At 71.6% G+C, this 25,393-nt stretch carries 26 protein-coding genes; 6 read left to right on the top strand and 20 right to left on the bottom strand.

Annotated features, from left to right (window positions below):
- Positions 1 to 2 precede the first annotated feature (2 nt).
- From AC3RJ7_RS11505 to AC3RJ7_RS11465, 9 genes are all read right to left on the bottom strand, one after another.
- Positions 3 to 644: a CoA transferase subunit B gene (locus AC3RJ7_RS11505; RefSeq protein WP_491455966.1), complete on the bottom strand. Its 642-nt coding sequence runs from the start codon at positions 642 to 644 to the stop codon at positions 3 to 5.
- Between the two features lie 3 nt (positions 645 to 647).
- Positions 648 to 1,451: a CoA transferase subunit A gene (locus AC3RJ7_RS11500; protein ID WP_491455965.1), complete on the bottom strand. Its 804-nt coding sequence runs from the start codon at positions 1,449 to 1,451 to the stop codon at positions 648 to 650.
- On the bottom strand, positions 1,448 to 2,359 hold the full coding sequence (locus AC3RJ7_RS11495) for an alpha/beta hydrolase (protein ID WP_491455964.1): 912 nt from the start codon (positions 2,357 to 2,359) through the stop codon (positions 1,448 to 1,450). Before AC3RJ7_RS11495 ends, AC3RJ7_RS11500 begins: the two co-directional genes overlap by 4 nt.
- On the bottom strand, positions 2,344 to 3,090 hold the full coding sequence (locus AC3RJ7_RS11490; protein ID WP_491455963.1) for a 3-hydroxybutyrate dehydrogenase: 747 nt from the start codon (positions 3,088 to 3,090) through the stop codon (positions 2,344 to 2,346). Before AC3RJ7_RS11490 ends, AC3RJ7_RS11495 begins: the two co-directional genes overlap by 16 nt.
- Before the next feature lie 61 nt (positions 3,091 to 3,151).
- Positions 3,152 to 4,258 (bottom strand): branched-chain amino acid ABC transporter permease, encoded by a 1,107-nt coding sequence (locus AC3RJ7_RS11485; protein WP_491455962.1) that lies wholly within the window; start codon positions 4,256 to 4,258, stop codon positions 3,152 to 3,154.
- Positions 4,258 to 5,133 (bottom strand): branched-chain amino acid ABC transporter permease, encoded by an 876-nt coding sequence (locus AC3RJ7_RS11480; protein ID WP_491455961.1) that lies wholly within the window; start codon positions 5,131 to 5,133, stop codon positions 4,258 to 4,260. Before AC3RJ7_RS11480 ends, AC3RJ7_RS11485 begins: the two co-directional genes overlap by 1 nt.
- Entirely contained in the window at positions 5,133 to 5,846 is a 714-nt protein-coding gene (locus AC3RJ7_RS11475; RefSeq protein ID WP_491455960.1) for an ABC transporter ATP-binding protein, read from the bottom strand. The genes AC3RJ7_RS11480 and AC3RJ7_RS11475 overlap by 1 nt, the downstream gene beginning before the upstream one ends.
- A complete protein-coding gene (locus AC3RJ7_RS11470; protein WP_491455959.1) occupies positions 5,843 to 6,601 on the bottom strand; it encodes an ABC transporter ATP-binding protein in 759 nt (252 codons plus the stop codon). The genes AC3RJ7_RS11475 and AC3RJ7_RS11470 overlap by 4 nt, the downstream gene beginning before the upstream one ends.
- Positions 6,602 to 6,605: 4 nt before the next feature.
- Positions 6,606 to 7,805, bottom strand: a complete 1,200-nt coding sequence (locus AC3RJ7_RS11465) for a substrate-binding domain-containing protein (RefSeq protein ID WP_491455958.1) — start codon at positions 7,803 to 7,805, stop codon at positions 6,606 to 6,608.
- A gap of 222 nt (positions 7,806 to 8,027) precedes the next feature.
- Between AC3RJ7_RS11465 and AC3RJ7_RS11460 the strand changes: the two genes are divergently transcribed.
- Positions 8,028 to 9,212, top strand: a complete 1,185-nt coding sequence (locus AC3RJ7_RS11460; protein ID WP_491455957.1) for an acetyl-CoA C-acetyltransferase — start codon at positions 8,028 to 8,030, stop codon at positions 9,210 to 9,212.
- Positions 9,213 to 9,323: 111 nt separating this feature from the next.
- Positions 9,324 to 10,580: a low temperature requirement protein A gene (locus AC3RJ7_RS11455; RefSeq protein ID WP_491455956.1), complete on the top strand. Its 1,257-nt coding sequence runs from the start codon at positions 9,324 to 9,326 to the stop codon at positions 10,578 to 10,580.
- Positions 10,581 to 10,641: 61 nt separating this feature from the next.
- Here AC3RJ7_RS11455 and AC3RJ7_RS11450 read toward each other — a convergent pair whose 3' ends face one another.
- The 6 genes from AC3RJ7_RS11450 to AC3RJ7_RS11425 form a co-directional block, all read right to left on the bottom strand.
- Positions 10,642 to 10,947, bottom strand: a complete 306-nt coding sequence (locus tag AC3RJ7_RS11450) for an SHOCT domain-containing protein (protein WP_491455955.1) — start codon at positions 10,945 to 10,947, stop codon at positions 10,642 to 10,644.
- Between the two features lie 146 nt (positions 10,948 to 11,093).
- Positions 11,094 to 11,756, bottom strand: coding sequence for a response regulator (locus AC3RJ7_RS11445; RefSeq protein WP_491455954.1), 663 nt, complete (start codon positions 11,754 to 11,756; stop codon positions 11,094 to 11,096).
- Positions 11,753 to 12,955 carry a sensor histidine kinase gene (locus AC3RJ7_RS11440; protein WP_491455953.1) on the bottom strand — a complete coding sequence of 401 codons (1,203 nt, stop codon included), beginning with the start codon at positions 12,953 to 12,955 and terminating at the stop codon, positions 11,753 to 11,755. Before AC3RJ7_RS11440 ends, AC3RJ7_RS11445 begins: the two co-directional genes overlap by 4 nt.
- 100 nt (positions 12,956 to 13,055) lie before the next feature.
- Positions 13,056 to 14,381: a M50 family metallopeptidase gene (locus AC3RJ7_RS11435; RefSeq protein WP_491455952.1), complete on the bottom strand. Its 1,326-nt coding sequence runs from the start codon at positions 14,379 to 14,381 to the stop codon at positions 13,056 to 13,058.
- A gap of 45 nt (positions 14,382 to 14,426) precedes the next feature.
- Positions 14,427 to 15,518 carry a 1-deoxy-D-xylulose-5-phosphate reductoisomerase gene (gene dxr / locus AC3RJ7_RS11430; protein WP_491455951.1) on the bottom strand — a complete coding sequence of 364 codons (1,092 nt, stop codon included), beginning with the start codon at positions 15,516 to 15,518 and terminating at the stop codon, positions 14,427 to 14,429.
- 61 nt (positions 15,519 to 15,579) lie between these two features.
- On the bottom strand, positions 15,580 to 16,218 hold the full coding sequence (locus AC3RJ7_RS11425) for a 4'-phosphopantetheinyl transferase family protein (RefSeq protein WP_491455950.1): 639 nt from the start codon (positions 16,216 to 16,218) through the stop codon (positions 15,580 to 15,582).
- An 84-nt stretch (positions 16,219 to 16,302) separates the two neighbouring features.
- On the opposite strand from AC3RJ7_RS11425, the gene AC3RJ7_RS11420 reads away from it, so the two are divergent.
- Positions 16,303 to 17,049 carry a lysophospholipid acyltransferase family protein gene (locus tag AC3RJ7_RS11420; RefSeq protein WP_491455949.1) on the top strand — a complete coding sequence of 249 codons (747 nt, stop codon included), beginning with the start codon at positions 16,303 to 16,305 and terminating at the stop codon, positions 17,047 to 17,049.
- A gap of 46 nt (positions 17,050 to 17,095) precedes the next feature.
- The gene (locus AC3RJ7_RS11415; protein WP_491455948.1) at positions 17,096 to 18,094 is read left to right on the top strand and encodes a hypothetical protein; all 999 of its coding nucleotides are present in this window, start codon (positions 17,096 to 17,098) and stop codon (positions 18,092 to 18,094) included.
- A 22-nt stretch (positions 18,095 to 18,116) separates the two neighbouring features.
- On the opposite strand, the gene AC3RJ7_RS11410 is transcribed toward AC3RJ7_RS11415, so the two are convergent.
- Complete coding sequence (locus AC3RJ7_RS11410) at positions 18,117 to 18,593, bottom strand: OsmC family protein (RefSeq protein ID WP_491455947.1); 477 nt, start codon at positions 18,591 to 18,593, stop codon at positions 18,117 to 18,119.
- A gap of 52 nt (positions 18,594 to 18,645) precedes the next feature.
- Here AC3RJ7_RS11410 and gabT point away from each other — a divergent pair, with 52 nt between their 5' ends.
- Positions 18,646 to 20,022 (top strand): 4-aminobutyrate--2-oxoglutarate transaminase, encoded by a 1,377-nt coding sequence (gene gabT / locus AC3RJ7_RS11405; protein ID WP_491455946.1) that lies wholly within the window; start codon positions 18,646 to 18,648, stop codon positions 20,020 to 20,022.
- A 4-nt stretch (positions 20,023 to 20,026) separates the two neighbouring features.
- On the top strand, positions 20,027 to 21,016 hold the full coding sequence (locus AC3RJ7_RS11400; protein ID WP_491455945.1) for an asparaginase: 990 nt from the start codon (positions 20,027 to 20,029) through the stop codon (positions 21,014 to 21,016).
- Between the two features lie 94 nt (positions 21,017 to 21,110).
- Here the strand turns inward: AC3RJ7_RS11400 and AC3RJ7_RS11395 are convergent, their stop codons facing one another.
- The 4 genes from AC3RJ7_RS11395 to AC3RJ7_RS11380 form a co-directional block, all read right to left on the bottom strand.
- Positions 21,111 to 21,893 carry an ABC transporter permease gene (locus AC3RJ7_RS11395; protein WP_491456169.1) on the bottom strand — a complete coding sequence of 261 codons (783 nt, stop codon included), beginning with the start codon at positions 21,891 to 21,893 and terminating at the stop codon, positions 21,111 to 21,113.
- Between the two features lie 116 nt (positions 21,894 to 22,009).
- Positions 22,010 to 22,921: an ABC transporter permease gene (locus tag AC3RJ7_RS11390; RefSeq protein WP_491455944.1), complete on the bottom strand. Its 912-nt coding sequence runs from the start codon at positions 22,919 to 22,921 to the stop codon at positions 22,010 to 22,012.
- Position 22,922: 1 nt separating this feature from the next.
- Entirely contained in the window at positions 22,923 to 24,119 is a 1,197-nt protein-coding gene (locus AC3RJ7_RS11385; protein ID WP_491455943.1) for an ABC transporter ATP-binding protein, read from the bottom strand.
- Positions 24,120 to 24,121: 2 nt separating this feature from the next.
- Complete coding sequence (locus tag AC3RJ7_RS11380) at positions 24,122 to 25,336, bottom strand: polyamine ABC transporter substrate-binding protein (RefSeq protein WP_491455942.1); 1,215 nt, start codon at positions 25,334 to 25,336, stop codon at positions 24,122 to 24,124.
- Positions 25,337 to 25,393: the final 57 nt, after the last annotated feature.

Raw genomic sequence — 25,393 nt, 5'->3', positions numbered from 1 at the left:
CGCTACCCGACCGCGGAGATGTCGAGGGGCGGCTCCGTCGCGGCGACCACTTCGTCGACCGAGACGCCCGGCGCGCACTCGACGAGCACGAGCCCGTCGGCCGTGACGTCGATGACGGCGAGGTCGGTGATGATGCGGTCGACGACGCCCTTGCCGGTGAGCGGCAGCGAGCACTCGTTCACGATCTTCGGCGAGCCGTCCTTCGCGACGTGCTCCATGAGCACGATGCGGCGGCGGGCGCCGTGCACGAGGTCCATCGCGCCGCCGGGGCCCTTCACCATCTTGCCGGGGATCATCCAGTTCGCGAGGTCGCCGCGAGCCGAGACCTGCATCGCGCCGAGGATGGCGGCGTCGATCTTGCCACCGCGGATCATGCCGAAGCTGAGCGCCGAGTCGAAGTACGCGGCGCCGGGCAGCACGGTCACCGTCTCTTTTCCGGCGTTGATGAGGTCGGGGTCGACCGCGTCCTCGGTCGGGTACGGCCCGACACCGAGGATGCCGTTCTCCGACTGCAGCAGGATGGTGGTGCCCTCCGGCACGTAGTTCGGCACGAGGGTCGGCAGGCCGATGCCGAGGTTGACGTACGATCCGTCGCTGAGTTCGCGGGCGGCGCGGGCCGCCATCTCGAGGCGGGTGAGTGCCATGGTTCAGGCTCCTTCCGGCATCTCGCGCGACGCCGCCTTCTCGACCGAGACCGTCCGGCGCTCGATCCGCTTCTCGATGTCGGGGCCGACGACGACCACGCGGTCGACGTACACGCCGGGCAGGTGCACGGCGTCGGGGTCGAGGTCGCCGGGCTCGACGAGCTCCTCGACTTGGGCGATGCAGAGTCGGCCGGCCATCGCCGCGAGCGGCGAGAAGTTGCGGGCGGACTTGTCGAACACGAGGTTGCCGAAGCGGTCGGCCTTCAGCGCGTGCACGAGCGAGAAGTCGGTCGTGATCGCCTCCTCCAACACGAACTCGCGCGGCTCCCCTGCGACCTCGAAGGTCTGCACGGGCTTCGCCGGGCTCGCGACGGCGATCGTGCCGTCGGCGTTGTAGCGACGCGGCAGGCCGCCCTCGGCGACCTGCGTGCCGACGCCCGTCTGCGTGAAGAACGCGGCGATGCCGCTGCCCCCGGCGCGGAGCTTCTCGGCGAGCGTGCCCTGCGGGGTCAGTTCGAGCTCGAGTTCGCCCGAGAGGTACTGCCGCTCGAACTCCTTGTTCTCGCCGACGTACGAGGACGTCATCTTGGCGATGCGCTGCTTCGCGAGCAGCACGCCGAGCCCCCAGTCGTCGACGCCGCAGTTGTTGGAGACGACGGAGAGCCCGTCGACCCCTGCGTCGAGCAGGGCCTGGATCAGCACCATCGGGATGCCGCAGAGCCCGAACCCGCCGACGGCGAGACTGGCTCCTGAGGGGATGTCGGCGACCGCTTCTTGGGCGGACCCGACGACTTTGTCGAGTGTCACGATGCACCTTCCTGTGTCTCCGCGGCCTGGATGCGGGTGCGGATCACATCGATCACGCTACCGGTGCCGGAGGCCGACATGAGGATCGTGTAGTGGTTGACGTCGTCGACCTCGTGGACGACGAGCTGCGGAACCCGTGCCGCCGAGGCGGCGACGAGCGATTCGGAGTAGAGCGGCTGGCCGTCCTGCAGGCCGCGCGGCGCCCGGAAGAAGTCGACCGGGCCGGGCAGCGCGGCGAGCGCCTCGGCATAGCCCGCCTGTCCGTCGAGCTCGAGCGCGTTCACCGCGACGGCCTCCGCCTTCGCCGAGCTCCGCAGCGCGGGCGGCTCGCCCTCGAGGTCGTAGTCGACGTACGCCTCGATCGCGTCGCTCCAGTAGGGGCCGAGCGCGGGATGCCTCCGCCAGAAGGCGACGTACGCCGCCCGGTCGGGGAAGGTCATCGCGAGCCGCTCGAGCGCCGGCCCGAGCAGGAGCGCCGGCAGGTCCTCGGGCGCGACGCCCTCGGGCGCGGGGATCGGCAGCCCGCCGTCGACGAGGGCGACGCCCGCGACGCGATCGGGATGCCGCTCAGCGAAGCGGACGGTGACGAAGGCCCCCATCGAGTGCCCGGCGACGTACGCCCGCTCGATCTCGAGCGCGTCGAGCACACGGGCGAGGTCGTCGGCGTGCTGCTCGAGTCCGTACGGGGCGGGCAGCCCGTTGCTGCGGCCGCGGCCGCGCAGGTCGGGGGCGATCACCTGCCGCTCGGGGAGCCCCTCGGCGAGCTGGTCCCACGCGCGATGGCTCGCGGTGATGCCGTGCACCGCGAGGATCGGCAGGCCCGAGGCATCCTCGTGCCATCGCCCACCGGCCAGGTCGCCGCCGGCGACCGGCGCGCTGAACGCGGCGCGGATCATCGTGCGCTCCATCCGCCGTCCATCGTGCAGCTCGCGCCCGTCACCATGCCCGCGTCGGGCCCGGCGAGCCAGAGGGCGAGGCTTGCCACCTCGGCCGGCTCGACGAGCCGCTTGATCGCCGACTCGGTGAGCATGATCCGAGGCAGCACCTCCTCCTCGGTGATGCCGTGAAGGCGCGCCTGGTCGGCGATCTGCTTCTCGACGAGCGGCGTGCGCACGTACCCGGGGTCGATGCAGTTCGAGGTGACCCCGTGCGGGCCGCCCTCGAGTGCGGTGACCTTCGAGAGCCCCTCGAGGCCGTGCTTCGCGGCCACGTATGCCGACTTGAACGGCGAGGCCCGCAGGCCGTGCACGCTCGAGAGGTTGATGATCCGTCCGAATCCGCGCTCGTACATGCCGGGCAGGGCCGCCCGGATGAGCAGGAACGGCGACTCGAGCATGAGCCGGAGGATGAACGAGAACCGTTCGGGCTCGAACTCCTCGATCGGGCGCACGTGCTGGATCCCGGCGTTGTTCACGAGGATGTCGGCGTCGAGCGACAGGTCGGCGAGCGCCGACGTGTCGGCGAGGTCGACGGCCCACGACTCGCCGCCGAGCTCGTCGGCGAGCGCGGCCGCGGCGGTGCCGTCGAGGTCGGCGATGACGACGTGCGCGCCGGCGTTCGCGAACGCCCGGGCGCACGCCGCCCCGATGCCGCTCGCTCCCCCGGTGACGACGGCGCGCCGTCCGGTCAGATCGGTCACGTTTCCTCCTTGAAGGCCGCGCCCCCGCGCGGCGTCGTGGGTGGGGTGGGATGTCCCGGGCTCAGGCATCGGTCGTCGCCTCCGGCTCCATGGGGTGATTCTTCCGACCCGACCGGATGCGCTGCGGGAGGCCGGCGATGCCGCCCGGCAGGAAGAGTACGACGAGGATGAAGAGCGTGCCGAGGATGAACAACGGTTCGCTGAGCGGCACCCGGAGCACGGCCGGGAGCCCGGCGATGAGGTCGGAGCCGGCGAGCGCGGTGAGCCGCTGGTCGAGCAGCGTGTACACGATGCCGCCCACGATCGCGCCCCAGCGGTACCCGACACCGCCGAGCACCACGATCACGAGCAGCGTGAGCGTGAAGTCGGCGGTCGCGATCCGCGGCGATGCGCCCGACTGCAGCAGCAGGTAGGCCATGCCCGTGACGACGGCGAGCACCGACGCCACGACGAAGACGAGGAGCTTCACGGTGTACGGGCGCAGGCCGAGCACCCGCACGCGCAGCTCGTTCTCGCGGGTCGCGGCGGCGACGTGCCCGGCGCGGCTCTGCTCGACCCACAGCACGACGAGGTACACGACCACGAGCACGCCGAGCGCGAGCCAGTAGAGGTTGCGGGTGTCGACGACCCCCACGAGCGCGTCGGGCACGTGCTCGATGTCGAGCGAGAGCCCCTCGTCGCCGCCCGTCGCACCGCCCGGGTTGCGGCGGATGAGCACCGAGCCGGCCTGGGCGAAGGCGAGCGTCACCATCGCGAACGAGATGCCGGTCACCCGCAGGGCGAGTGCGCCGACGGTCATCGACAGCACGAGTCCCCCGACGAGCGTCACGAGGATCGAGACGACGAAGACGAGGTCGCTCGGCCACTCGGGCGGTGCGAACGCGTCGAGCGTCATGCCGAGCCCGTAGGCGCCCGCCGCGAAGAAGAGCGCGTGGCCGAACGAGAGGAGGCCCGCGAGCCCGAACATCATGCGGTAGCCGAGGGCGAGCGCCGCGATCAGCATCGCGTAGGCGAGCAGCTGCAAGGTGCCCGGCGTGTACGTCGGTCCGGGCAGGACGCCCGGGATGTCGATCGCGAGCAGCGGCAGGACGGCGAGCACGGCGACGACGGCCACGCCGACGACGACCGGGCGGAGGACCTCGACCCGCGAACGGTTCAGTCTCGACATCAGGCGACCTTCCCCAAGAGGCCCGTCGGGCGGATGAGCAGCACCGCGGCGAGCGCGACGACGACCACGAGGTCGCCGGTGCCGCCGAGGTAGAAGTTGGCGAACTGCTGCAGCACGGCCACGAGCACCGACGCGACCGCCGCGCCCGTGAGCGAGCCGAGCCCGCCGATCACGGTGACGATGAAGGCGAAGATCAGCAGCACGCTGCCGAGGTGCGCTGAGACGTACCCGTAGTAGACCGAGGCGAGCACGCCGCCGAGGCCGGCGGCGGCGCCGCCGATCGCGAAGACGAGTGTGAACGAGCGGCGCACGTCGATGCCGAGGGCCGACACCATGTGCCGGTTCTCGACGCCGGCGCGGATGATGAGGCCGTACCGGGTGCGATGCAGGAACAGCACGATGCCGCCGAGCACGAGGAGCGCGCACGCGATGAGCAGGAACCGGTCGTTCGGGATCTTCGCGCCGAGGATCTCGGTCGTCTGCGTGAGCCACTGGGGCTTCGCGGTGTAGATGGGGTCGGTGCCCCAGATGCCCTCGAACAGCGCGACGGCGGCGAGCGAGAGCCCGACGGTGACGAGCGCCTGCTCGATGTGCCGTTCGTAGAGGCGGCGGATGAGCAGGTACTCGGTGAGGGCCGCGACGATCGCGCCGACGGCCACGCCGACGAGGGTCGAGATCGCGAGCCCGAGCCAGGTGCCGTCGGACACGCGACGCCCGACCTCCCAGCCGAGGAAGGCGGAGACCGTGAGGAACGCGCCGTGCGCGAAGTTCAGGACGCCCATGAGCCCGTAGATGAGCGAGAGCCCGCTCGCGACGAGGAAGTAGAGCGCCCCGAGCCCGAGCCCGGTGATGAGGAGCAGGACGACGGTGCTCATCAGGCGGCCTCGCTCGCGTCGTGCACGCCGAGGTGGCGCTGCACGAGCGCCTCGTCGTCGAGGAACGCGGATGCGGCGCCGGTGAACACGACCCGCCCGCCGGAGAGCACGACGGCCCGCTCGGCGAGCCGTCGGATGACGTGCAGGTTCTGCTCGACGAGGAGGATCGGCACGGTCTCGGCCGCGGCGGCGAGCGCCGTCGCGACCTCGTCGACGATGCGCGGCGCGAGCCCCTTCGTCGGCTCGTCGACGAGCAGCAGGCGGTTGTCGTTCACGAGCGCCCTGGCGAGCGACACCATCTGCTGCTGCCCGCCCGAGAGGGTGCCCGCGCGCTGCGCCCGCCGCTCGACGAGGTCGGGGAAGAGCCGCTCGACGAGCTCGCGCCGCGGCGCGGCATCGCGCTCGGCGAGCCGGAGGTTCTCGGCGACGGTGAGGCCGCCGAACACCTCGCGGTCCTCGGGCACGTAGCCGACGCCGCGCTGCACGATGCGGTGCGTCGGCAGGCCGTCGATGCGTTCACCGGCGAGGCGCACGTCCCCCGTGCGCTCGATGAGTCCGAGGATCGACTTCACGGTCGAGGTCTTGCCGACGCCGTTGCGGCCGAGCAGGGCGGTGACCCCTGCGGCTGGCACGTCGAAGGTCACGTCCTCGACGACCTGCTGTCCGGCGATGCGCCCGGTGAGGCCGCGGACGGCGAGGATCGGCTCGCTCACATCGCCTCCCCGAGGTAGGCGGACTGCACGGTGGGGTTCGCCATGACGGCCTCCGGGGTGTCGACGGCGAGCAGCTCGCCGTGGTGCATGACCGCGACGCGGTCGACGAGGCCGAGCACGACCTCCATGTGGTGCTCGACCATGAGCACGGTGCGCCCGCCGCGATGCAGCCGGCGGATGACCTCGGTGAGGGCGGGCACGTCACCGGAGGCGACGCCCGCCATCGGCTCGTCCAGCAGGATGACCTTCGGGTCCTGGGCGATGAGCATCGCGATCTCGACCTTGCGCTTCTCGCCGTGCGCGAGTCCGGATGCCTCGGCGCCGGCCCGGTGCGCGAGCCCGACCTCCTCGAGGCACTCGAGGGCCCGGCTCGTGGCCGCGTCGCCCGCCCGCGGGATGCGCAGGAGGCTCGTGGCCCCGCCCATGCGGGCCTGCGCGGCGAGGCGCACGTTCTCGAGCACGGTGAGTGCCGGGAAGAGGCTCGAGGTCTGGAAGGTGCGGCCGAGCCCGGCGGTCGCGCGCCGGTGGACGGGCTCGCGCGTGACCTCGACGCCGTCGAGCAGCACCCGGCCGGCGGTGGGGCGCACGACGCCGGAGACGACGTTGAAGAGCGTCGTCTTGCCGGCCCCGTTCGGGCCGATCACGCCGAGCATCTCCCCGGCGCGGACCTCGAGCGAGACGCCCTCGAGGATGCGGGCCCCGCCGATGCGGAGCCCGATCCCGTCGAGAGCGAGCATCGCGTGATCGCTCGTCATGCGGTCACTCGCCCGCGACGGGCGGGGCGACCGTCTCGGCGTCGACCGTGTCGACGAGCTCGGGCACCCAGGCGGCGCCGTCCTGCACGAGCTTCGCCTGGTACATCGGCTGGATCATCGCGTGGTCCTCCTCGCGGATCGTGATCTCGCCCTTAACCGAGTCGAACGTCCAGCCCTCGAGCGCGTCGACCATGCCGTCGACCGTGTCGCCGCCCTCGCGCACCGCCTGCACGAGCATCTGCGCGGCGACGAAGCCGTCGGGCGAGAACAGGTCGGGCGTCGCACCGGCCTCGTCGAGGTGCTCGATCATGGCGGCCTCGACGTCGGTGCCCGAAGCGCCCGCGAAGTAGTGGTTCAGGAACGAGATGTCGCCCGAGGCGTCGCCGTAGGCGCCGTAGGTCGCGACGTCGCCGAGGCCGGTCACGACGGGCGCGGCGTCGAACACGCCCTGCTGGGCGAGCGCGGTCCACATGGCGCCCGACGAGGCGCCGGCCCATGCGACGAACACGAGGTCGGGCGAGGCGGCGACGAGCTGCTGCGCGAAGGGCGTGAACTCCGTCGCGTCCTCGGCGACGAGCACGCCCTCGACCGTCGCGCCCTGGCCGCCGAGCACGGCCTGCACGCCGGCGAGGTTGCCCTGGCCGAAGGCGTTGTCCTGCGCGAACACGACGACCTTCTTGCCGGACGGGTCGCCGATGAAGGTGCCTGCGGTCGCGACGTCCTGGTAGGTCTGGCGGCCCGAGCGGAACGTGTAGTCGTTGGCGCCCGTGATGGCGTCGGCCGCGGCCGGGCCCGAGATGTAGAGGATCTCGTTCTGCTCGGCCTGCTCGGCGAGCGCGGTCGCGATGCCCGAGACGACGGTGCCCGCGATGATCTGCGTGCCCTGGCCGATGACGTCCTTCGCGAGCGAGACGGCGGTGTCGGGGTTGCCCTGGTCGTCGAGCCATTCGATGTCGAGCTCGCGCCCGTCGACGGCGCCGGTTCCGTCGGTCGCGTAGTCGAGGCCGGCCTCGAAGCCCGCGGTGTAGGCCTCGCCGTAGGCGGCGAGCGGGCCCGACTGGCTCGTGATCATCGCGACCTTCACGGGGGCCGCGTCGCCCGACGCATCGCCCCCGCCCCCGGGGGTGGTCGGTGCGCAACCGACCAGGGCGATGGACGCGGCGGCGATGACGGCCGTCGCGAGATACGTCTTCGTAACCCGCATGGTGTGTGTGCCTCTCAACGGTGAACGGCTGTGTGGACGGGTGCCGCGAACTGCGACGCCCGGTGTGCGTTCACCAGTATTCGATGCGCATGCTTGCATCGTCGATGTCGAGAATCGCAGGATCGATGTGCAGTTCTGCACATCGCCCGCGCGGCGATGGCGGTCCCGGAGGAACCTAGACTGGAAGCACACCCCACCTGCTGACGAAGGAGTCACCACACCATGAGCACGCCCGACGTCGTCATCATCGCCGGCGCCCGCACCCCGTTCGCCCGCATCAACGGCAACCTCGCCTCGCAGTCGGCCGTCGAGCTCGGCACCGTCGCGATCCGCGGCGCGCTCGAGCGGGCCGGCGTCTCGCCCGACGACGTCGACGCCGTCATCATGGGCCAGGTGCTCCAGGCCGGAGCCGGCCAGAACCCCGCGAAGCAGTCGGCCGTCGCCGCGGGCATCCCGTGGCGCGTGCCCGCCGTCACCGTCAACAAGGTGTGCCTCTCCGGCCTCGTCGCGATCACCGACGCCGCACGCCTCATCCGGCTCGGCGAGGCCGACGTCGTCGTCGCCGGCGGCCAGGAGTCGATGACGAACGCGCCGCACCTGCTGCAGGGATCGCGCGCCGGCAAGACCTACGGCGACTGGCCGATGCTCGACCACGCCGCGCACGACGGGCTCACCGACGCGTTCGACCACGAGTCGATGGGCGCCTCGACCGAGCGGGTCAACGCGCGTTACGGCATCGCACGCCCCGAGCAGGACGAGATCGCGGCCGCATCGCACGTGCGCGCCGGTGCCGCGCAGGCCTCCGGCGTCTTCGCCGACGAGATCGTCGCGGTCGAGATCCCGCAGCGCAAGGGCGACCCGGTCGTCGTCGCCGAAGACCAGGGCGTCCGCCCCGACTCGACGGTCGAGGTGCTCGCGAAGCTCCGCCCGGCGTTCGCCGCCGAGGGCACGATCACGGCCGGCAACTCGTCGCCGCTCTCCGACGGCGCCGCGGCGGTCGTCGTCGCGAGCCGCGAGTGGGCCGAGTCGAAGGGCCTCCCCTGGCTCGCGCTCGTGGGGGCCGCCGGGCAGGTCGCGGGGCCCGACAACTCGCTGCACTCGCAGCCGTCGAACGCGATCGCGGCCGCGCTCGAGAAGGGCGGCGTCGCGGCGTCCGATCTCGACCTCGTCGAGATCAACGAGGCGTTCGCAGCGGTCTCGCTGCAGTCGGCCCGCGACCTCGACCTCGACCTCGAGCAGGTGAACGTGCACGGCGGCGCGATCGCCCTCGGCCACCCGATCGGCGCCTCGGGCGCCCGGCTCGCGCTCCACGCGGCGCTCGAGCTCTCGCGCCGCGGCGGCGGCAACGCGGCCGTCGCGCTCTGCGGCGGCGGCGGCCAGGGCGAGGCGCTCCTCCTCAGCCGCTGAGCCGGGGGTCGGTCGAGTAGCGCGAAGCGCGTATCGAGACCACGGCGACGGTGGTCTCGATACGCTCCTTCGTCGCGCTGCTCGACCGGCCGGCCGTGCGACGATAAGCGCATGACGACGCCAGCGCACCCCCCGCTCGACCACCGGCTGCGCCGCATGGCCGGACGCGACCCGTCCGAATCGCACCGGGCCGCGACCCCGCTCGAACTGCTCTTCGACCTCACCTTCGTCGTCGCCTTCAGCCAGGCCGGCACCCAGGCGGCGCACCTGCTCGAACTGGGGCACTTCGCGTCGGCGGCGATCGCGTTCTCGATCGCGGTGTTCGCGATCTGCTGGGCGTGGATCAACTACTCGTGGCTCGCGAGCGCGTACGACAACGACGACGCCTACGTTCGCATCGCGACGATGGTGCAGATGGTCGGCGTACTCGTGATGGCGCTCGGCATGCCCGCGTTCTTCCACTCGGTCTACGGCGGCGAGCACGTCGACAACGGCCTCATCATCGCGGGCTACGTCATCATGCGCCTGTCGACGATCGCCCTCTGGCTGCGCATCGCGCGGCACGACCCGTCGGCTCGGCGCACGGCGCTGCGGTACGCGGGCTACCTCGCCGTCGTGCAGGTCGCGTGGATCGTGCTCATCTTCGTGAACCTGCCGTTCGCGCTCACGCTGTGGCTCATGGTGCTGCTCAGCATCTGCGAGATGGCGATCCCGCTCCTTTCCGAACGGCACGGCGGCGCGACGCCGTGGCATCCCCACCACATCGCCGAACGCTACGGCCTGCTCGTCATCATCACGCTCGGCGAGGTCGTCCTCGGCACGATCCTCGCGATCTCCGCCGTCGTCGAGGCCGAGGGCTGGTCGTTCGACGCCGGCGCGGTGGCGTTCGGCGGGACGATGCTCGCGTTCGGCCTGTGGTGGACGTACTTCACGATGCCGTCCGGCAAGCTGCTCGCCAGATTCCGGCGCCGAGCGTGGGTCTGGGGCTACGGGCACATGGTCGTGTTCGGTTCGCTCGCGGCGACGGGCGCCGGCCTGCACGTGGCGGCGAATGCGATCACGGGCCACACGGAGATCGACGACGTCGCGGCACTCGGCACGGTCGTCGTGCCGGTCGCGGTCTTCCTCACGGCCCTCTTCACGCTCTACAGCTTCCTGATGGGGCGGTTCGACCCGTTCCACATCGGGCTCTTCCTCGGCAGCCTCGCGGTGCTCGCGCTCGCGGTCGTCGCGGTCGCGGCCGGGGCGAGCCTGCCGGTCGGCATCGTCATCACCGCCTGCTCCCCGATCGTCGTCGTGGTCGGCTACGAGACCGTCGGGCATCGCCACCAGCTCCAGGCGCTCGAGGAGATCCTGGCCCGTCCGTGAGCCGGCACGGCGACGGGGATGCCGCGGCATCGCGCCGCGGCATCCCCGTCGTGATCCTCGATCAGGCGTTCGGCCGGTTCGCGCGCAGCACCTCGAGGCGTGCGCGGTACTCCGTCTCGTCGATGTCGCCCTGCGCGTACCGCTCGGCGAGCGTCTGCTCGGCTGTGCGCGCGCCGCGCGCCCACGGCGGACCGTAGCCGGAGGCCTGCGCCTCGGCCCAGTAGCGGCGGCGGTTGCGGCTCACGAGGAAGACGACGAGCCCGATCACGAGGATCCAGAAGATCGGGATGAGGAAGAACATCCACCCGAAGCCGGCCGCCCAGGGGCCGGCGTGGGTGGCCGCGGTGGCGGCGAGGGTCGTGAACATGGGTTGCTCCCGGTGATTCGTGCGGTCGTGTCTCGACCGTCGATACGAGTCTCGCGAGACGGGGCTCCGCGCGAATCCGCCCGGTGGAGGCACTTCGACTGCTCCCCCGGGAGCAGTCGTGGCACGGCGCGGTGCGCCGCGTCGCGCTATTCCTGCCAGCCGGGCGCGACGAGGCCCGATTCGTAGGCGACGACGACGAGCTGCACCCGGTCGCGCGCGTGCAGCTTCTGCATGATGCGCGACACGTGCGTCTTGGCGGTGAGCGGGCTCAGCACGAGCCGCTCGGCGATCTCGTCGTTCGTGAGGCCCTGGCCGACGAGCCGCAGCACCTCCCGCTCGCGCTCGGTGAGCACCGAGAGGGATGCCTCGTCGGGTTCCCGCAGGCCGGTCGCGAAGCGCTCGAGCAATCGCTTCGTGACGCCCGGCGAGAGGAGCGCCTCACCGCCCGCCACGACCCGCACCGCACGGATGAGGTCGACCGGCTCGGTGTCCTTCACGAGGAAGCCGCTCGCCCCCGCCCGCACGGCCCTCGCGACGTACTCGTCGAGCTCGAAGGTCGTCACGATCACGACGTGCACGCCGGCGAGCGCCGGGTCGGCGGCGATCTGCTCGGTGGCCCACAGCCCGTCGCCGCCCGGCATCCGGATGTCCATGAGGACGACGTCGACCGGCTCGCGCCGGACGAGGGCGAGGAGGTCCTCCCCGGTGGACGCCTCGCCGACGACGTCGAGGTCGGGCTCGGCGTCGAGGAGCGCCCGGAACCCCGCGCGGACGAGCACCTGGTCGTCCGCGAGCGCGACCCGGATCATGCGGCGCCTCCCCACGGCAGCTCGGCACGCACGCGGGTGCCGCCGAGCGGTGCACGTCCGAGTTCGACGGTACCGCCGAGGAGCGCAGCGCGCTCGCGCATGCCGAGCACGCCGCGGCCGAGGGCCGCCGGGTGGTCGGCCGGCCCGGGACCGGTGCCGTCGTCGTCGACGGTGACGACGAGCGCGTCGCCCGTCCGTTCGAGCACGACGACCGCTCGGAGCGCGTCCGCGTGGCGCACGACGTTCGTGAGGGCCTCCTGCACGATCCGGTACGCGGCGAACTGCACGGCGCGTCCGGGCGGCTCGACCAGGCGGTCGTCGAGCTCGACGGTGAAGTCGGGAGTCTCGAGGCCCCGCACGAGCCTCGGCAGCTCGGCGAGCTCGGCCTGGGGCACGAGGGGCGCGTCGCCGTCGCGGATGACGCCGAGGACGCTCCGCACCTCTTCGAGGGCGGTCTTCGAGGTCTCCTTGATGTTCGCGAGTGCCGTGCGGGCCTGCTCGGCGTCGCGATCCATGAGGTGCAGCCCGACGCTCGCCTGCACGTTGATCTGCGACAGCGCGTGCCCGATGACGTCGTGGAGTTCGCGGGCGATGCGCACCCGCTCCTGCTCTTCGGCCGTTCGACGGCGGCGCGCGGCCTCGGCGCGCATCGCCGCGAAGCGCGCCCGGCGCGAGCGCGCGAACCACCCGATGCCGAAGCATGCGGCGAGCGCGAGCGTCGTGAGGGCGATGCGGGCAGGATGCCACGACACCCCGACGGCGGGGCCGAGCGCAATCGCCGCCGCCCATGCCGTGACGACCGACGCCGCGGCCCACACGACCGCCCCGCGCGCGACCGCGAGCACGATCGCGAACGCGAGCGCGACGTACGGCGGACCCGCGTCGGGCGTGAACAGGAGGTCGGCGAGCGCGGCGAGGCTCACGACGGCGACCGTCGGGCCGGGGAACCGGCGCGAGGCGAGGAGGGCGAGCGGCCCGGCGAGGGCGAGCGCGACCTGCAGGGCCGCCTGCGGCGCGTCGAGCTGCAGCCAGACGGCGATGCCGATCGCCGCCGGTACCTGCACGAGGAGGCTGATCACGACGGGCGCCCACAGCACGACGCCCGCCGGTGGGCGGCGTTCGGGCCCGGCCCACGGCGGTCCGCCCGCCCACGGCGGCCGACCGCTCCAGGTCTCTGCGGGAGGACGTGAGTCGGGCACGGCCCGATCGTATCGCCGCGCGGGCCCGCGGGCGTCGGCCGGGCGACGGCTCATGGGGTACTCCCCCGGGAGTACGCGCGATCCGCGACGCGCCCGCGCATCAGAACAGCGAGACCGGCTTCACGATGTCGGCGTAGATGAGCAGCGCGCTCATGGCGCCGAACACGACGACGACCGCGAGCGTCACGGGCATGAGCTTCGCGAGGTCGACGGGCCCGGGATCGGGGCGCTTGAAGAGCTTCGCGAAGCCCCGGCGGATGCCTTCCCAGAGGGCGCCCGCGATGTGGCCGCCGTCGAGCGGCAGCAGCGGGATCATGTTGAACACGAAGAGCATGACGTTGAGGGCCGCGAGGATGCCGACCATCCATGCCGCCTTGTCGACGACGGCAACGTCGTCGAGGGCGGCGACCTCGCCCGCGACGCGCCCCACGCCGACGACCGACATCGGCCCGTTCGGGTCGCGCTCCTCGGGGCCGAACGCGGCCTGCGCGACGTCGACCATGCGCTGCGGCAGGTTGAAGATGACCCCGGCGACGGCGTTCATCTGCTCGCCCACGGCCGGCAGCACGGCCGTGATCGGCTGCTGCACCGTCTCGGAGGCCGCGCCGATGCCGACGAACCCGACGTCGACCATGACCGGCTCGCCCGAGGCGTCCTCCAGCGGCCGGCCGTTCTCGCCGAGCGCGTACTGGGTGCTGAGCATCGGCGTGACCGTGAGGGCGACCGTCGCGCCGTCGCGCTCGACGACGACCGCGATCGGCTCGCCCGGGTGGTCGCGGATGATCGCGGTCGACTCGGACCAGGACTCGATGGGCTCGCCCGCGACCGACACGATGCGGTCGCCGGGCTCGATGCCGGCGGCGGCGCCCGGCGCCTGCGGGTCGGACGGCTCGCACGTCTGGCGCTCGCTCGTCGCGGGCAGCGCGCACGCCGAGACGGTGCCGACCGTCGTCGAGGCCTGCGTCACCCCGAAGCCCATGAGGAGCACCCCGAAGAGCACGACCGCGAGCACGAGGTTCATGAAGGGCCCGCCGAACATCACGACGATGCGCTTCCAGACGGGGAGCCGGTAGAAGGCGCGATCCTCGTCGCCCGGGGTGATCGACTCGGCGCTCGAGTCGCGCGCGTCCTGCACGAGCCCGCGGAAGAAGCCCGTCGAGTCGGCCTTCACCTCGCCCTTCTTGCCGGGCGGGAACATGCCGATCATGGAGATGTAGCCGCCGAGCGGGATGGCCTTCACGCCGTACTCGGTCTCACCCCTGCGGCGCGACCAGATGGTCGGGCCGAAGCCGATCATGTACTGCGTCACCTTGACGCCGAAGAGCTTCGCGGGCACGAGGTGCCCGATCTCGTGCAGGCCGATCGACAGGGCGAGGCCGACGACGATGATGGCGACGCCGATGACGAACGCGAGCACGGAATCCACGGTCGACAGCGTACTGCCGACGGCTCGGAACGCGCTGGGCGCGGGCTATCGATCCGCTGAGCGGGCGATCCGGGCGTCGGCGGCGCGGCGCGCCGCCGCCTCGGCGGCGGCGAGCGACTCGAGGGTCACTGGGCCGGATGCCTCGTGGTGCTCCACGACCTCGCGAACGGTGTCGACGATGTCGAGGAATCCGATCCGGCCGGCGTGGAACGCCGCGACGGCCTGCTCGTTCGCCGCGTTGAAGACCGCCGGGTACTCGCCGCCCGCACGGCCCACCTGCTTGGCGAGCCGGATCGCGGGGAACGCCTCCTCGTCGAGCGGCTCGAAGGTCCAGGTCTGCGCCTGCGTCCAGTCGATCGGCCGCCCGGCGGCGGCGACCCGGTTCGGCCAGTCGAGCCCGAGCGAGATCGGCAGCCGCATGTCGGGCGGCGAGGCCTGCGCGATCGTCGAGCCGTCGACGAACTCGACCATCGAGTGGATCATCGACTGCGGGTGCACGACGACGTCGATGCGGTCGTAGTCGACGTCGAACAGCAGGTGAGCCTCGATGACCTCGAGCCCCTTGTTCACGAGCGTCGCCGAGTTCGTCGTGATCACGAGTCCCATGTCCCAGGTCGGGTGGGCGAGCGCCTCGGCCGGCGTGACGTCGACGAGCGACTCGCGGCTGCGACCGCGGAACGGGCCGCCCGAGGCGGTGAGCACGAGCCGTCGCACCTCGTCGTCGGTGCCGGAGCGCAGCGCCTGCGCGATCGCCGAGTGCTCGGAGTCGACCGGCACGATCTGGCCGGGCTTCGCGATCCGCGTGACGAGGTCGCCGCCGACGATGAGCGACTCCTTGTTCGCGAGGGCGAGCGTGGCGCCGCGCTCGAGCGTCGCGAGCGTCGGGCCCAGCCCGACCGAGCCGGTGATGCCGTTGAGCACGACGTCGGCGTCGACGTCGCGCACGAGCTGGACCGCCTCGTCGATGCCGACGGCGGTGTGCTCGACGCCGAACTCGGCCGCCTGCTCGGCGAGCAGGGCGCGGTTCGAGCCGACGCCGAGGCCGACGAGCTCGAACCGCCGCGGGTTCGCCCTGATGACGTCGAGGGCCTGGACGCCGATGGAACCGGAGGAACCGAGGATGATGACGCTGCGCACGTGTCCACCCTACGACCCGTGCGCTCGCGGAGCCCGGCGCCGGCATGGGCCGGCCCGACCGTCAGACCAGCACGGCCACCGAGGCGACGACGGGCGCCGGAACGCTCAGGTCGTGGAAGCGGATCCCTCGCCAGCCGGGGCCGAACTCGGGCACGGTGCGCTCGATGCGGCCGATGCCGCCGTCGTCGCCCGGCATCGACAGCGCGAGCGTCGACGGCTCGATGAAGCCCGTGTGCCCGAGCGCGCGCAGGAGCGCCGACTTCCGCGCCCAGAGCATCGCCCGCGCGCGGGCGCGCTCGGCCGGATCGATCGCCTCGAGCGCTTCGCGCTCGCTCGAGTGCAGGGCGACCTCGTCGACCGACTCGCGCACCGCGTCGGCGGCCGGCTCGATGCCGACGCCGACTCGGCGGCTCGTCGCCGCTGCGGCGACGACGACCTCGCCGGCCGCACCGACGTCGACGAACCACGGCGCACCGGTCGGCGTCGTCGGATACCCGACGGAGGGGCGGCCGTGGCGGCTGCCGCAGACCTCGCACGCGTGCACGAGCTCGACGTCGTCGGCGGGCACCCCCGAGCCGTGCGCCACGAGACGTCGCAGCACCGCGTCGACCGCGGGGCCCCGACGCCCGCGCGTCGTGATGAGCACGCGCGTGTCGCCGCCCGCGAGTTCGAAGAGCTCGCCGTCGCCGATCGGTTCCATGCCCCGATTCTCCCGCATCGCGGCGAGGCGCGCCGTCGACCCCATATGCCACCGACCGCATACCGGCGCACGTAGGGTCGGATGGTGAGTGCACCGACGGTCAAGCAGGTGAGGCAGGGACCCGCCTACCGCATCTTCCGAGGCATCCTGAAGCCCCTCGTACGGCTGGTCTACCGCCCGACCATCACCGGCGCCGAGCACGTACCCGCGTCGGGTCCCGTCATCCTCGCGTCGAACCACCTCTCGTTCGTCGACAGCATCGTGATCCCCCTGGCGTCGCCGCGCCCCGTCCAGTTCCTCGCGAAATCGAGCTATTTCACCGGTACCGGTTTCTCCGGCTGGGTCTCGCGCACCTTCTTCGGCGCGATCGGCGCCGTACCCGTCGAGCGCGGCGCCGGCTCCCAGGCGCAGGAGGCCCTCGACGCGGGTCGCGGCATCCTGGAGGGCGGCAACGCCTTCGCGCTCTACCCCGAGGGCACGCGGTCCCTCGACGGCCGGCTCTACCGCGGCCGGACGGGGGTGGCCTGGCTCGCGCTCATGACCGGCGCCACGGTCGTGCCCGTCGGCCTCATCGGCACGCAGGAGATCCAGCCGGTCGGAGCCAGGTTCCCGCGGGTGCGACCGGTGACCGTGAGGTTCGGCGCCCCGATCGACGTCTCGCGCCACGGGGCGGCCACGAGCGGTCGCGCCCGCCGCGCGGCGACCGACGAGATCATGGCCGCGATCCACGCCCTGAGCGAGCAGGAGCTCGCCGGGGTCTACAACGAGGCGCCGCCGCAGGGCGCGCTCGCGAAGCTCGCCGACCGGGTCGTGCCGCGGGAGCGGATCTGACGGTATTCCCAGCCGGGCCGTCGAGCCACCCGGTATCGTCGCTCCGGTGACCTCAGCGAAGCCCGTCGCCCGTCCCCGCCTCCGCGCGTCGGCGAGCACGCGCGCCGTGCGCGCCGCACGACTGGTCGCCGTCGCCGCGGTCGCCGTGCTCGGACTCGCCGCCTGCGCCCCCGCCGACGTCGAGTCGGGCACCCCGTGGGAGGGCGGTGCGGCCAACCGTGCCGTTCCGACGCCCGAGTTCGCGATCCCCGACGCCACGACCGGCTTCGACCCCGGGTACATCGTGAGCGACGACGCGTTCTTCGACAGCGACGCGATGACGGCCGGCGAGATCCAGCGTTTCCTCGACGGCATCGACTGCCGGCCGGAGGACGACACGCCGTGCCTCGCCGACTACCGGCAGACGACGACGTCGCAGCCCGCGGTCGGCGGCGAGCACTGCGCGGCGTACGAGGGCGAGTATCGTGAGCGCGCCTCGGCGATCATCGCGAAGGTCGCGCGAGCCTGCGGCATCAGCCCGCGGACCCTGCTCGTGCTGCTGCAGAAGGAGCAGTCGCTGCTCACCAGGCCGACGGCCGACGGCTACCTGCGGGCCACGGGGTACGGCTGCCCCGACACGGCCGACTGCGACCAGGAGTACTTCGGCTTCTTCAACCAGGTGTACAACGCCGCCTGGCAGTTCCGGCAGTACACCGAGGAGCCGAAGCGCAAGTACCGCATCGGCTCGGTGCGCGTCGCGTTCAACCCCGATGCGGCGTGCGGGGCGACGAAGGTCGCGATCCGCAACCAGGCGACCGCGAACCTCTACAACTACACGCCCTACCAGCCGAGCGACGCGACGCTCGCCGACCCCGAGGCGGGCGACGACTGCTCGGCGTTCGGCAACCTCAACTTCTGGCGGCTGTGGCATCGCTGGTTCGGCGACCCGGAGGCCGAGCGCTATCCGGGCTTCCTGCCCGAGTGCACCCGGCTCGTCGGCGGGCACGAGTGCCCGCCGAGCCCGACACTGCCGGCCCGGCCGGCCGCGCTCGAACCCGGCGCGTAGGCGCCGGGCGCCGCGCGCCGTCTCAGCCGGCGACGACGACGGTCGGCTCGTGGCGCACCGGGAACCCCACCGAGGCGGCGATGAAGCACTTCTCGGATGCCTCGGCGTGGAGCCCGAGCGCGAGCTCGGCCATGGAGGCATCCGCCACCACGACCCGCGGACGCAGGACGACCTCGGTGAACCGGCCGCCCCCGCGGCCGTCCTCCTGCATGACCCCGGCGGCGACGTCCGTGTAGCCGCGGACCACGACGCCGTGGTTGGTCGCGACGTGGAGGTACGACAGCATGTGGCACTGGCTCAGCGCCGCGATGAGGAGGTCCTCGGGGTTCCAGCGTTCGGCGTCGCCGTGGAAGACCCGATCGCTCGACCCCGCGATGTCGTGGTCCTTGCCCGCGACCCGCACCACGTGGCGCCTGCTGTAGTCGCGATAGCCGCTCGTGCCGGTGCCGCGGTCGCCCTGCCACTCGACCTCGACCTCGTACTCGTGCCGTCCGAGCATCCCGTCTCCTCTCCGTGGTCCCATCCTCTCGCGGCGATAGGGTGGAGGCACCATGACTGACTCGCAGATGCCCGTCCAGAACGCTGCCGCACCGGTGTACTCCGTGCCGCAGGAGCGCAAGATCGTCACCGCCGTGCCCGGCCCCAGGTCGCAGGAGCTGCAGGCCCGCCGCGCGAGCGTCGTCTCCTCCGGCGTGTCGAGCGCCCTGCCCGTGTTCATCGAGCGCGCGAACGGCGCGATCCTCGTCGACGTCGACGGCAACCGGTTCCTCGACTTCGGCGCCGGCATCGGCGTCACGACGGTCGGCCACACCGAGGCGAGTGTCGTCGCCGCAGCCGCCGCGCAGCTGCAGGACGTCATCCACACCCTCTTCACCGTCACGCCCTACGAGGAGTACGTGCGCGTCGCCGAGCTGCTCGCGGAGCACACGCCCGGCAACTGGGCGAAGAAGTCGGTGCTCGTGAACTCGGGCGCCGAGGCGGTCGAGAACGGCGTGAAGATCGCGCGCAAGCACACGGGCCGCCGCGCCGTCGCGGTGCTCGACCACGCCTACCACGGCCGCACCAACCTCACGATGGCGATGAACTACAAGGCCATGCCCTACGGGGCCGGCTTCGGCCCCTTCGCGGGCGACGTCTACCACGCGCCGGGCTCGTACCCCTATCGCGACGGCCTCTCCGGAGCCGACGCCGCCGCCCGCACGATCGGCTACCTCGAGAAGGTCGTCGGCGCCGCCGACCTCGCCTGCCTCGTGGTCGAGCCCATCCAGGGCGAGGGCGGCTTCATGGTGCCGGCCGAGGGCTACCTGCCGACACTGCAGGCGTGGTGCACCGAGCAGGGCGTGGTCATGATCGCCGACGAGATCCAGTCGGGCATGGCCCGCACGGGCCGCTACTACGCGAGCGAGCACTTCGGCTGGGAGCCCGACCTCGTGCTGAGCGCGAAGGGCATCGCCGGCGGCCTCCCGCTCGCGGCCGTCACCGGCCGCGCCGAGATCATGGACGCCTCGCACCCCGGCGGGCTCGGCGGCACGTTCGGCGGCAACCCCGTGGCGTGCGCCGCCGCGATCGCGGTGTTCGAGGCCATCGAGGAGAACGACCTGCTCGCCGAGGGGCGCCGCATCGAGGCGACCCTCACGGCCGGACTCGAGCGGCTGCGGCAGCGCTACGACATCATCGGCGACGTCCGCGGCCGTGGCGCGATGATCGCGATCGAGCTCGTCCAGCCCGGCACGCGCGACACGACCAAGGCACCGAACGCCGAGGCCGTCGCCTCGCTCGTCGCCTTCGCGGCGCAGCGTGGCGTGCTCTTCCTCAGCGCGGGCACCTACGGCAACGTGCTGCGGTTCCTCCCGAGCCTCGCCATGAGCGACGAGCTCATCGAAGACGGCCTGCGCGTGCTCGACGACGGCCTCGCGGCCCTCGGCTGAACCCGTGTCCGGCACCTTCTCCGTCTCCGATTCCGTCCAGCTCGCCGTGGTCGAACGCAGTGGTTTCATCGAGTCCCGGCACGCCGGTTCCGCCGTCGTGCTCTCCCCCGAAGGCGAGGTCGTGCGTGCCCTCGGCGACGTCGCGACCCCGATCTTCCCCCGGTCGGCCCTGAAGCCGTTCCAAGCCGTCGCCGTGATGACCTCCGGCGTCACGCTGCGCGGCGAGGACGCGGCGATCGCGATGGCGAGCCACTCCGGCACGGCCGCGCACGTCGCCCTCGTCGAGGGTCTGCTCGCCCGCGCCGGCCTCGACGAGTCGCTGCTCGGCTGCCCCGCCGCCGCACCCGGCGACCGCGTGGCGCGCGACGAGCTCATCCGCCGCGGCGGGCCTAAGCGTCGCGCGTACATGACCTGCTCGGGGAAGCACGCGGCGATGCTCTCGGCGTGCGCCGCGAACGACTGGCCGCTCGAGGGTTACCTCGATGTCGAGCACCCGCTGCAGAAGCGCATCCTCGACGTGCTCGAGCGCCTCACCGGCGAGCGCCCCGCGGCGACAGCGATCGACGGCTGCGGCGCGCCGGTGCACGCCGTGAGCCTCACGGCGCTCGCCCGCGGCGTCCACAAGATCACGACCGCCCAGGCGGGCTCGCCGTTCGCGCTCTACCGCGAGTCGGCAGCGCTGGCCGTCGGCGCGCGCGAGCACGGCTGGGCCGTCGCCGGTCCCGGCCAGCCCGACACCGTGGCGATCGAGCGGCTCGGCGTGTTCGCGAAGTTCGGCGCCGAGGGCGTCATGATCATGTCCGCGCCCGACGGAACCACGACCGCGGTCAAGGTGCTCGACGGTTCGAACCGCGCATCGACGATCATCGCCCTGCGGCTGCTCGCGGCCGCCGGCGCGATCGAGGACGCTGCGATCGACGACGTGCAGACCGAGCTCGACCTCTGGGTCATGGGCGGCGACCGACGCGTCGGCGAGATCCGGGCGACCGTCTGACGCCGGGCCGGCATCGGAGACGAGGGATGCCTCGGCGAGATCGATCTCGCCGAGGCATCCCTCGTTCGTCGTCGGCCGCTTCGCGGCCGTCGGGTCAGCCCAGCTTGGCGAGGCGCTTCTGCCGCGCCGCCCGGGAGACCTGGGCGCCCACCACGAGCACGAGGGCGATGATGAACACCGCCGACGCGATGACGTTCGCCTCCGCGGGGATGCCGCGCGCCGCCGAGATGTAGATGTACTTCGGGAACGTCGACACCGAGCCGGAGTTGAAGTTCGTGATGATGAAGTCATCGAAGCTCAGCGCGAACGACAGCAGTGCCGCCGCGGCGATACCCGGCATCAGCAGCGGGAAGGTGACCCGCCAGAACACCTGCGCCGGCGAACCGTAGAGGTCGCGCCCCGCCTCCTCGAGGGCCGGGTCGAGGCTCGCCACGCGCGCCTTGACCGTCACCACGACGAAGCTGATGCAGAACATCGTGTGGGCGAGGATGATCGTCGTCATGTCCTTCGCGACGCCCGCCGCGAGGAACTGCGCGGCGAGACCGGCGCCGAGCACGACCTCGGGCGTCGCCATCGGCAGGAACAGCAGCAGGCTGATCGCCGAGCGCGCCCGGAACCGGTAGCGCACGATGGCGATGGCGATCATCGTGCCGAGCACCGTCGCGGCGACCGTCGCGACGAGGCCGATGACGATGCTGTTCGCGAACGCCTCGCACACGGCGCCGCCCTCGACATTGCAGACGTTCAGCCACTTGTCGAAGGTGAACCCGCGCCACGAGATGTTCGACTTGATGGAGTCGTTGAAGCTGAACACGAACGTGTAGGCGATCGGGATCAGCAGGAACACGAAGGCGATGACCGTGTAGACCGGCAGCAGCCAGTCGCCGAGCCCGAGACGACGCGGGCGCACGCGGCCGCCGGCCGGTCGGTTCGCATCGAGCTGTTCGTTCTCGCTGAGCCCGCCGAGGACGGCGGCAGCCTGGACTTCTCCGCTCACAGCAGGTCCTCCGTTCCCGAGCGCTTCACGTAGATGCCGACGAGCACGAGGATCGCCGCCATGAGGATGATCGACAGCGCCGCCGCCGCCGGATAGTTGAGCAGCACGAGGAAGTTCGCCTCGATCACGTTGCCCATCATCTGCGTGTCGGGACCGCCGAGGAAGTCGCGACTCGCGTTCACGTAGTCGCCCGCTGCGGGGATGAACGTGAGCAGCGTGCCCGCGACGATGCCGGGCATCGACAGCGGGATCGTGATCTTGCGGAACACGTGGAACGGGTTGGCGTAGAGGTCGCTCCCGGCCTCGAGATAGCGCAGGTCGAGCCGCTCGAGCGTCGTGTACAGCGGCAGAGTCATGAACGGGATGAAGTTGTACGTCAGACCGAAGATGACCGCGAACGGCGTGCCCGTGAAGTGGGCGTCCGGGGCGAGCAGCGACAGGGCCTTGAGCGACGTGATGATGAACGACTCGTCCGACAGGATCTGCTTCCACGCGAGGGTCCGCAGCAGGAAGCTGATGAAGAACGGGGCGATCACGAGCACGAGCATGAGGCTCTGCAGGAGCGGCCAGCGACGGGCCTTGACGCCGATGAAGTACGCCAGGGGGTAGCTGATCACGAGGGCGGCGATCGTCGCGACGAGCGCGTAGCCGAACGAGCGCAGGATGTGCGGCCAGTAGAGGTTGACGACGTCGACGTAGTTCTGCCAGTTGAACGCGTAGTCGTACACCCCGATGTCGCCGAACTCGCTCGGCGCCTGGAGCGACGTGAGCACGAGCGAGACGAGCGGGGTGAGGAAGAACAGCACCAGGTAGGCGATACCGGGCAGCAGCAGGAAGAGCGCGATGGGACTGCGCCTGCGCGGGGCCTGCGGCTGCGCCTCGGTGGTCGAGAACGCTGCGAAGGCCATGTCAGTGCTCCTCGAGCTCCGAGACGAGCGTCTCGCGGTGCAGTGCGGCCAGGGACGTCGTCGAGGCGTCGTCCTGGAAGCGTGCTTCGTCGGGGCCGTCTTCGAGTCCGAAGCCGTGCTCGACCGCCCAGCTGACCCACACCTCGGTGCCGAGGCCGGCGACCGGACCGAAGCCGATGTTCTGCGCGAACACCATGATGGTGCCGTGGCCCGGGATCTCGATGAGGTACTGCGTGCTCACACCGGAGAACGACACGTCGACGACGCGGCCGGCCCCGAGCACGTTCCGTCGCGCGTCGGCGACGGGGGCGTCGGTGTGCAGCGACACCTTCTCGGGCCGGACGCCGACCGTGACCTCGCCCTGGTGGCGCTGGGCACGGGCCGTCGGCACGATGATGCGCGCGCCCGCCGACTCCACCGTGATGGCGTCGGCGGTCGTCGACACCACCTGGCCGGTGAACAGGTTCGACTGGCCGAGGAAGTTGGCGACGAAAGCCGTGCGAGGCAGCTCGTACAGGTCTTCGGGCGCCCCCATCTGCTCGATCGCGCCCTTGTTCATGACGGCGACGGTGTCGGCCATGGTCATGGCCTCCTCCTGGTCGTGGGTCACGTGGAGGAAGGTGAGGCCCACCTCCTCCTGGATCGCCTTGAGCTCGAGCTGCATCTGGCGTCGCAGCTTGAGGTCGAGCGCGCCGAGGGGCTCGTCGAGCAGCAGCAGCGCCGGACGGTTGACGATCGCGCGAGCGAGCGCGACGCGCTGCTGCTGGCCGCCCGAGAGCTGCTGGGGCTTGCGCTGGGCGACGTGATCGAGCTCGACCAGCTTGAGCGCCTCGTGCGCCTTGGCCATCGCGTCGCCGATCTTGCGACGCTTCAGGCCGAAGGCGACGTTCTCGAGGATCGTCATGTGCGGGAAGAGCGCATAGCTCTGGAACACCGTGTTGACCGGCCGCTCGTGCGCGCGCGTGCTCGTCACATCGGTGCCGCCGATCAGGATGCGCCCCTGCGTCGGCTCCTCGAGGCCCGCGACGAGACGGAGGGTGGTCGTCTTGCCGCAGCCCGATGGGCCGAGCAGGGCGAAGAACGAACCGGCGGGGATCTTCAGGTCGAGGTCTTCGATGGCGGTGAAGCCGGGGAACCGCTTCTGAATGCCGACGAGCTCGAGATCGGCGCCGCGTTCGGCGAATTCTCGGATCGCCATCGTCACGACCCCAGCAGGATGCTCTGGAACTGCGCCTGGTACTTCTGCTCCTCCGCGCCCGAGAGGGAGCGGAAGATGTGCGCCTGCTGGAGCGTCTCCGCGTTGGGGAAGATGAGCTGGTTCTCGGCGAGCTCCGGGTCGATCGCGGCGGCCGCCTCCTTCGCACCGATGACCGGGGTGATGTAGTTCACCCACGCCGCGACCTCTGCCGCGACCTCGGGGTCGTAGTAGTAGTTGATGAGCGTCTCGGCGTTCGTCTTGCGGGGCGAGCCGATCGGCACCAGGAAGTTGTCGTTCCACAGCGTGCCGCCCGCGGTCGGCAGGGCGAACTCCCACTTGTCGCCGGCTTCGGCGTTGATCACCGTGATGTCGCCCGACCACACGATCGCGGCGAGCGTGTCCTCGCTCTTCAGGTCCTCGAGGTACGAGTTGCCCTTGATGTTCCGGACCTGGCCGTTCTCGACCTGCTCGCGCAGGATCTCGATGGCGGCCGTGTACTCCTCGTCGCCCCAGTCGCCGGCGATGTCGGTGCCGTTCTCGAGCATGATGCAGCCCATCGTGTCGCGCATCTCGGAGAGCACGCCGACGCGGCCCTTGAGCGACGGGTCCCACAGGTCGGACACGCTCTCGAGGCCGCCGGGGATCGCCTCCTTGTTCCAGGCGATGCCGGCGAATCCACCCTGCCACGGCACGGTGAACTTGCGGCCCTTGTCGAAGTCGGGGTTCTGGAGCGCGGGGTTCAGGTTCGCGAGGTTGGGCAGGTTGTCGTGGTTCAGCTCCTGGGTGTAGCCGAGCCGGATCCACCGCGCGGCCATCCAGTCGGTGAGCACCGCGGTGTCGGCGCCGATGTCCTGGCCCAGGGCGAGCTGGTCCTTCACCTTGCCGTAGTAGGTGTTGTTGTCGTCGACGGCGACCTCGTAGTTGACCTCGATGCCGGTCTGCTCGGTGAAGGCCTGGAGCGTCGGGTAGTTGCCGGCGTCGTCCTCGTCGATGTAGGCGGCCCAGTTGGCCCAGTTGACGGTCTTGTCGGTGCTCGACTGGTCGGCGGCGGCGGTCGGCTTGGCCTTGCCGCCACCGGTCGAACACGCGGCGAGGGCGAGGGCGGTCGCGCCGGCGCCCGCGCCGGCGAGGAGGGTGCGACGATTCAGCTGCGACTGGCGCGCCTGTGCGATCAGCGAGCGGATCATCGGGTCTTGGGGCAGGGGCCGAGGGCTCACGGGGGACTCCATTCGGTTGCAAGCGCATACGGGGTGGGATGATCCTGACACAGGGTG

Source organism: Agromyces solani (assembly GCF_058349925.1).
Note: the sequence above shows the minus strand (reverse complement) of the source record. Positions and strands in the feature narration are given on the sequence as shown.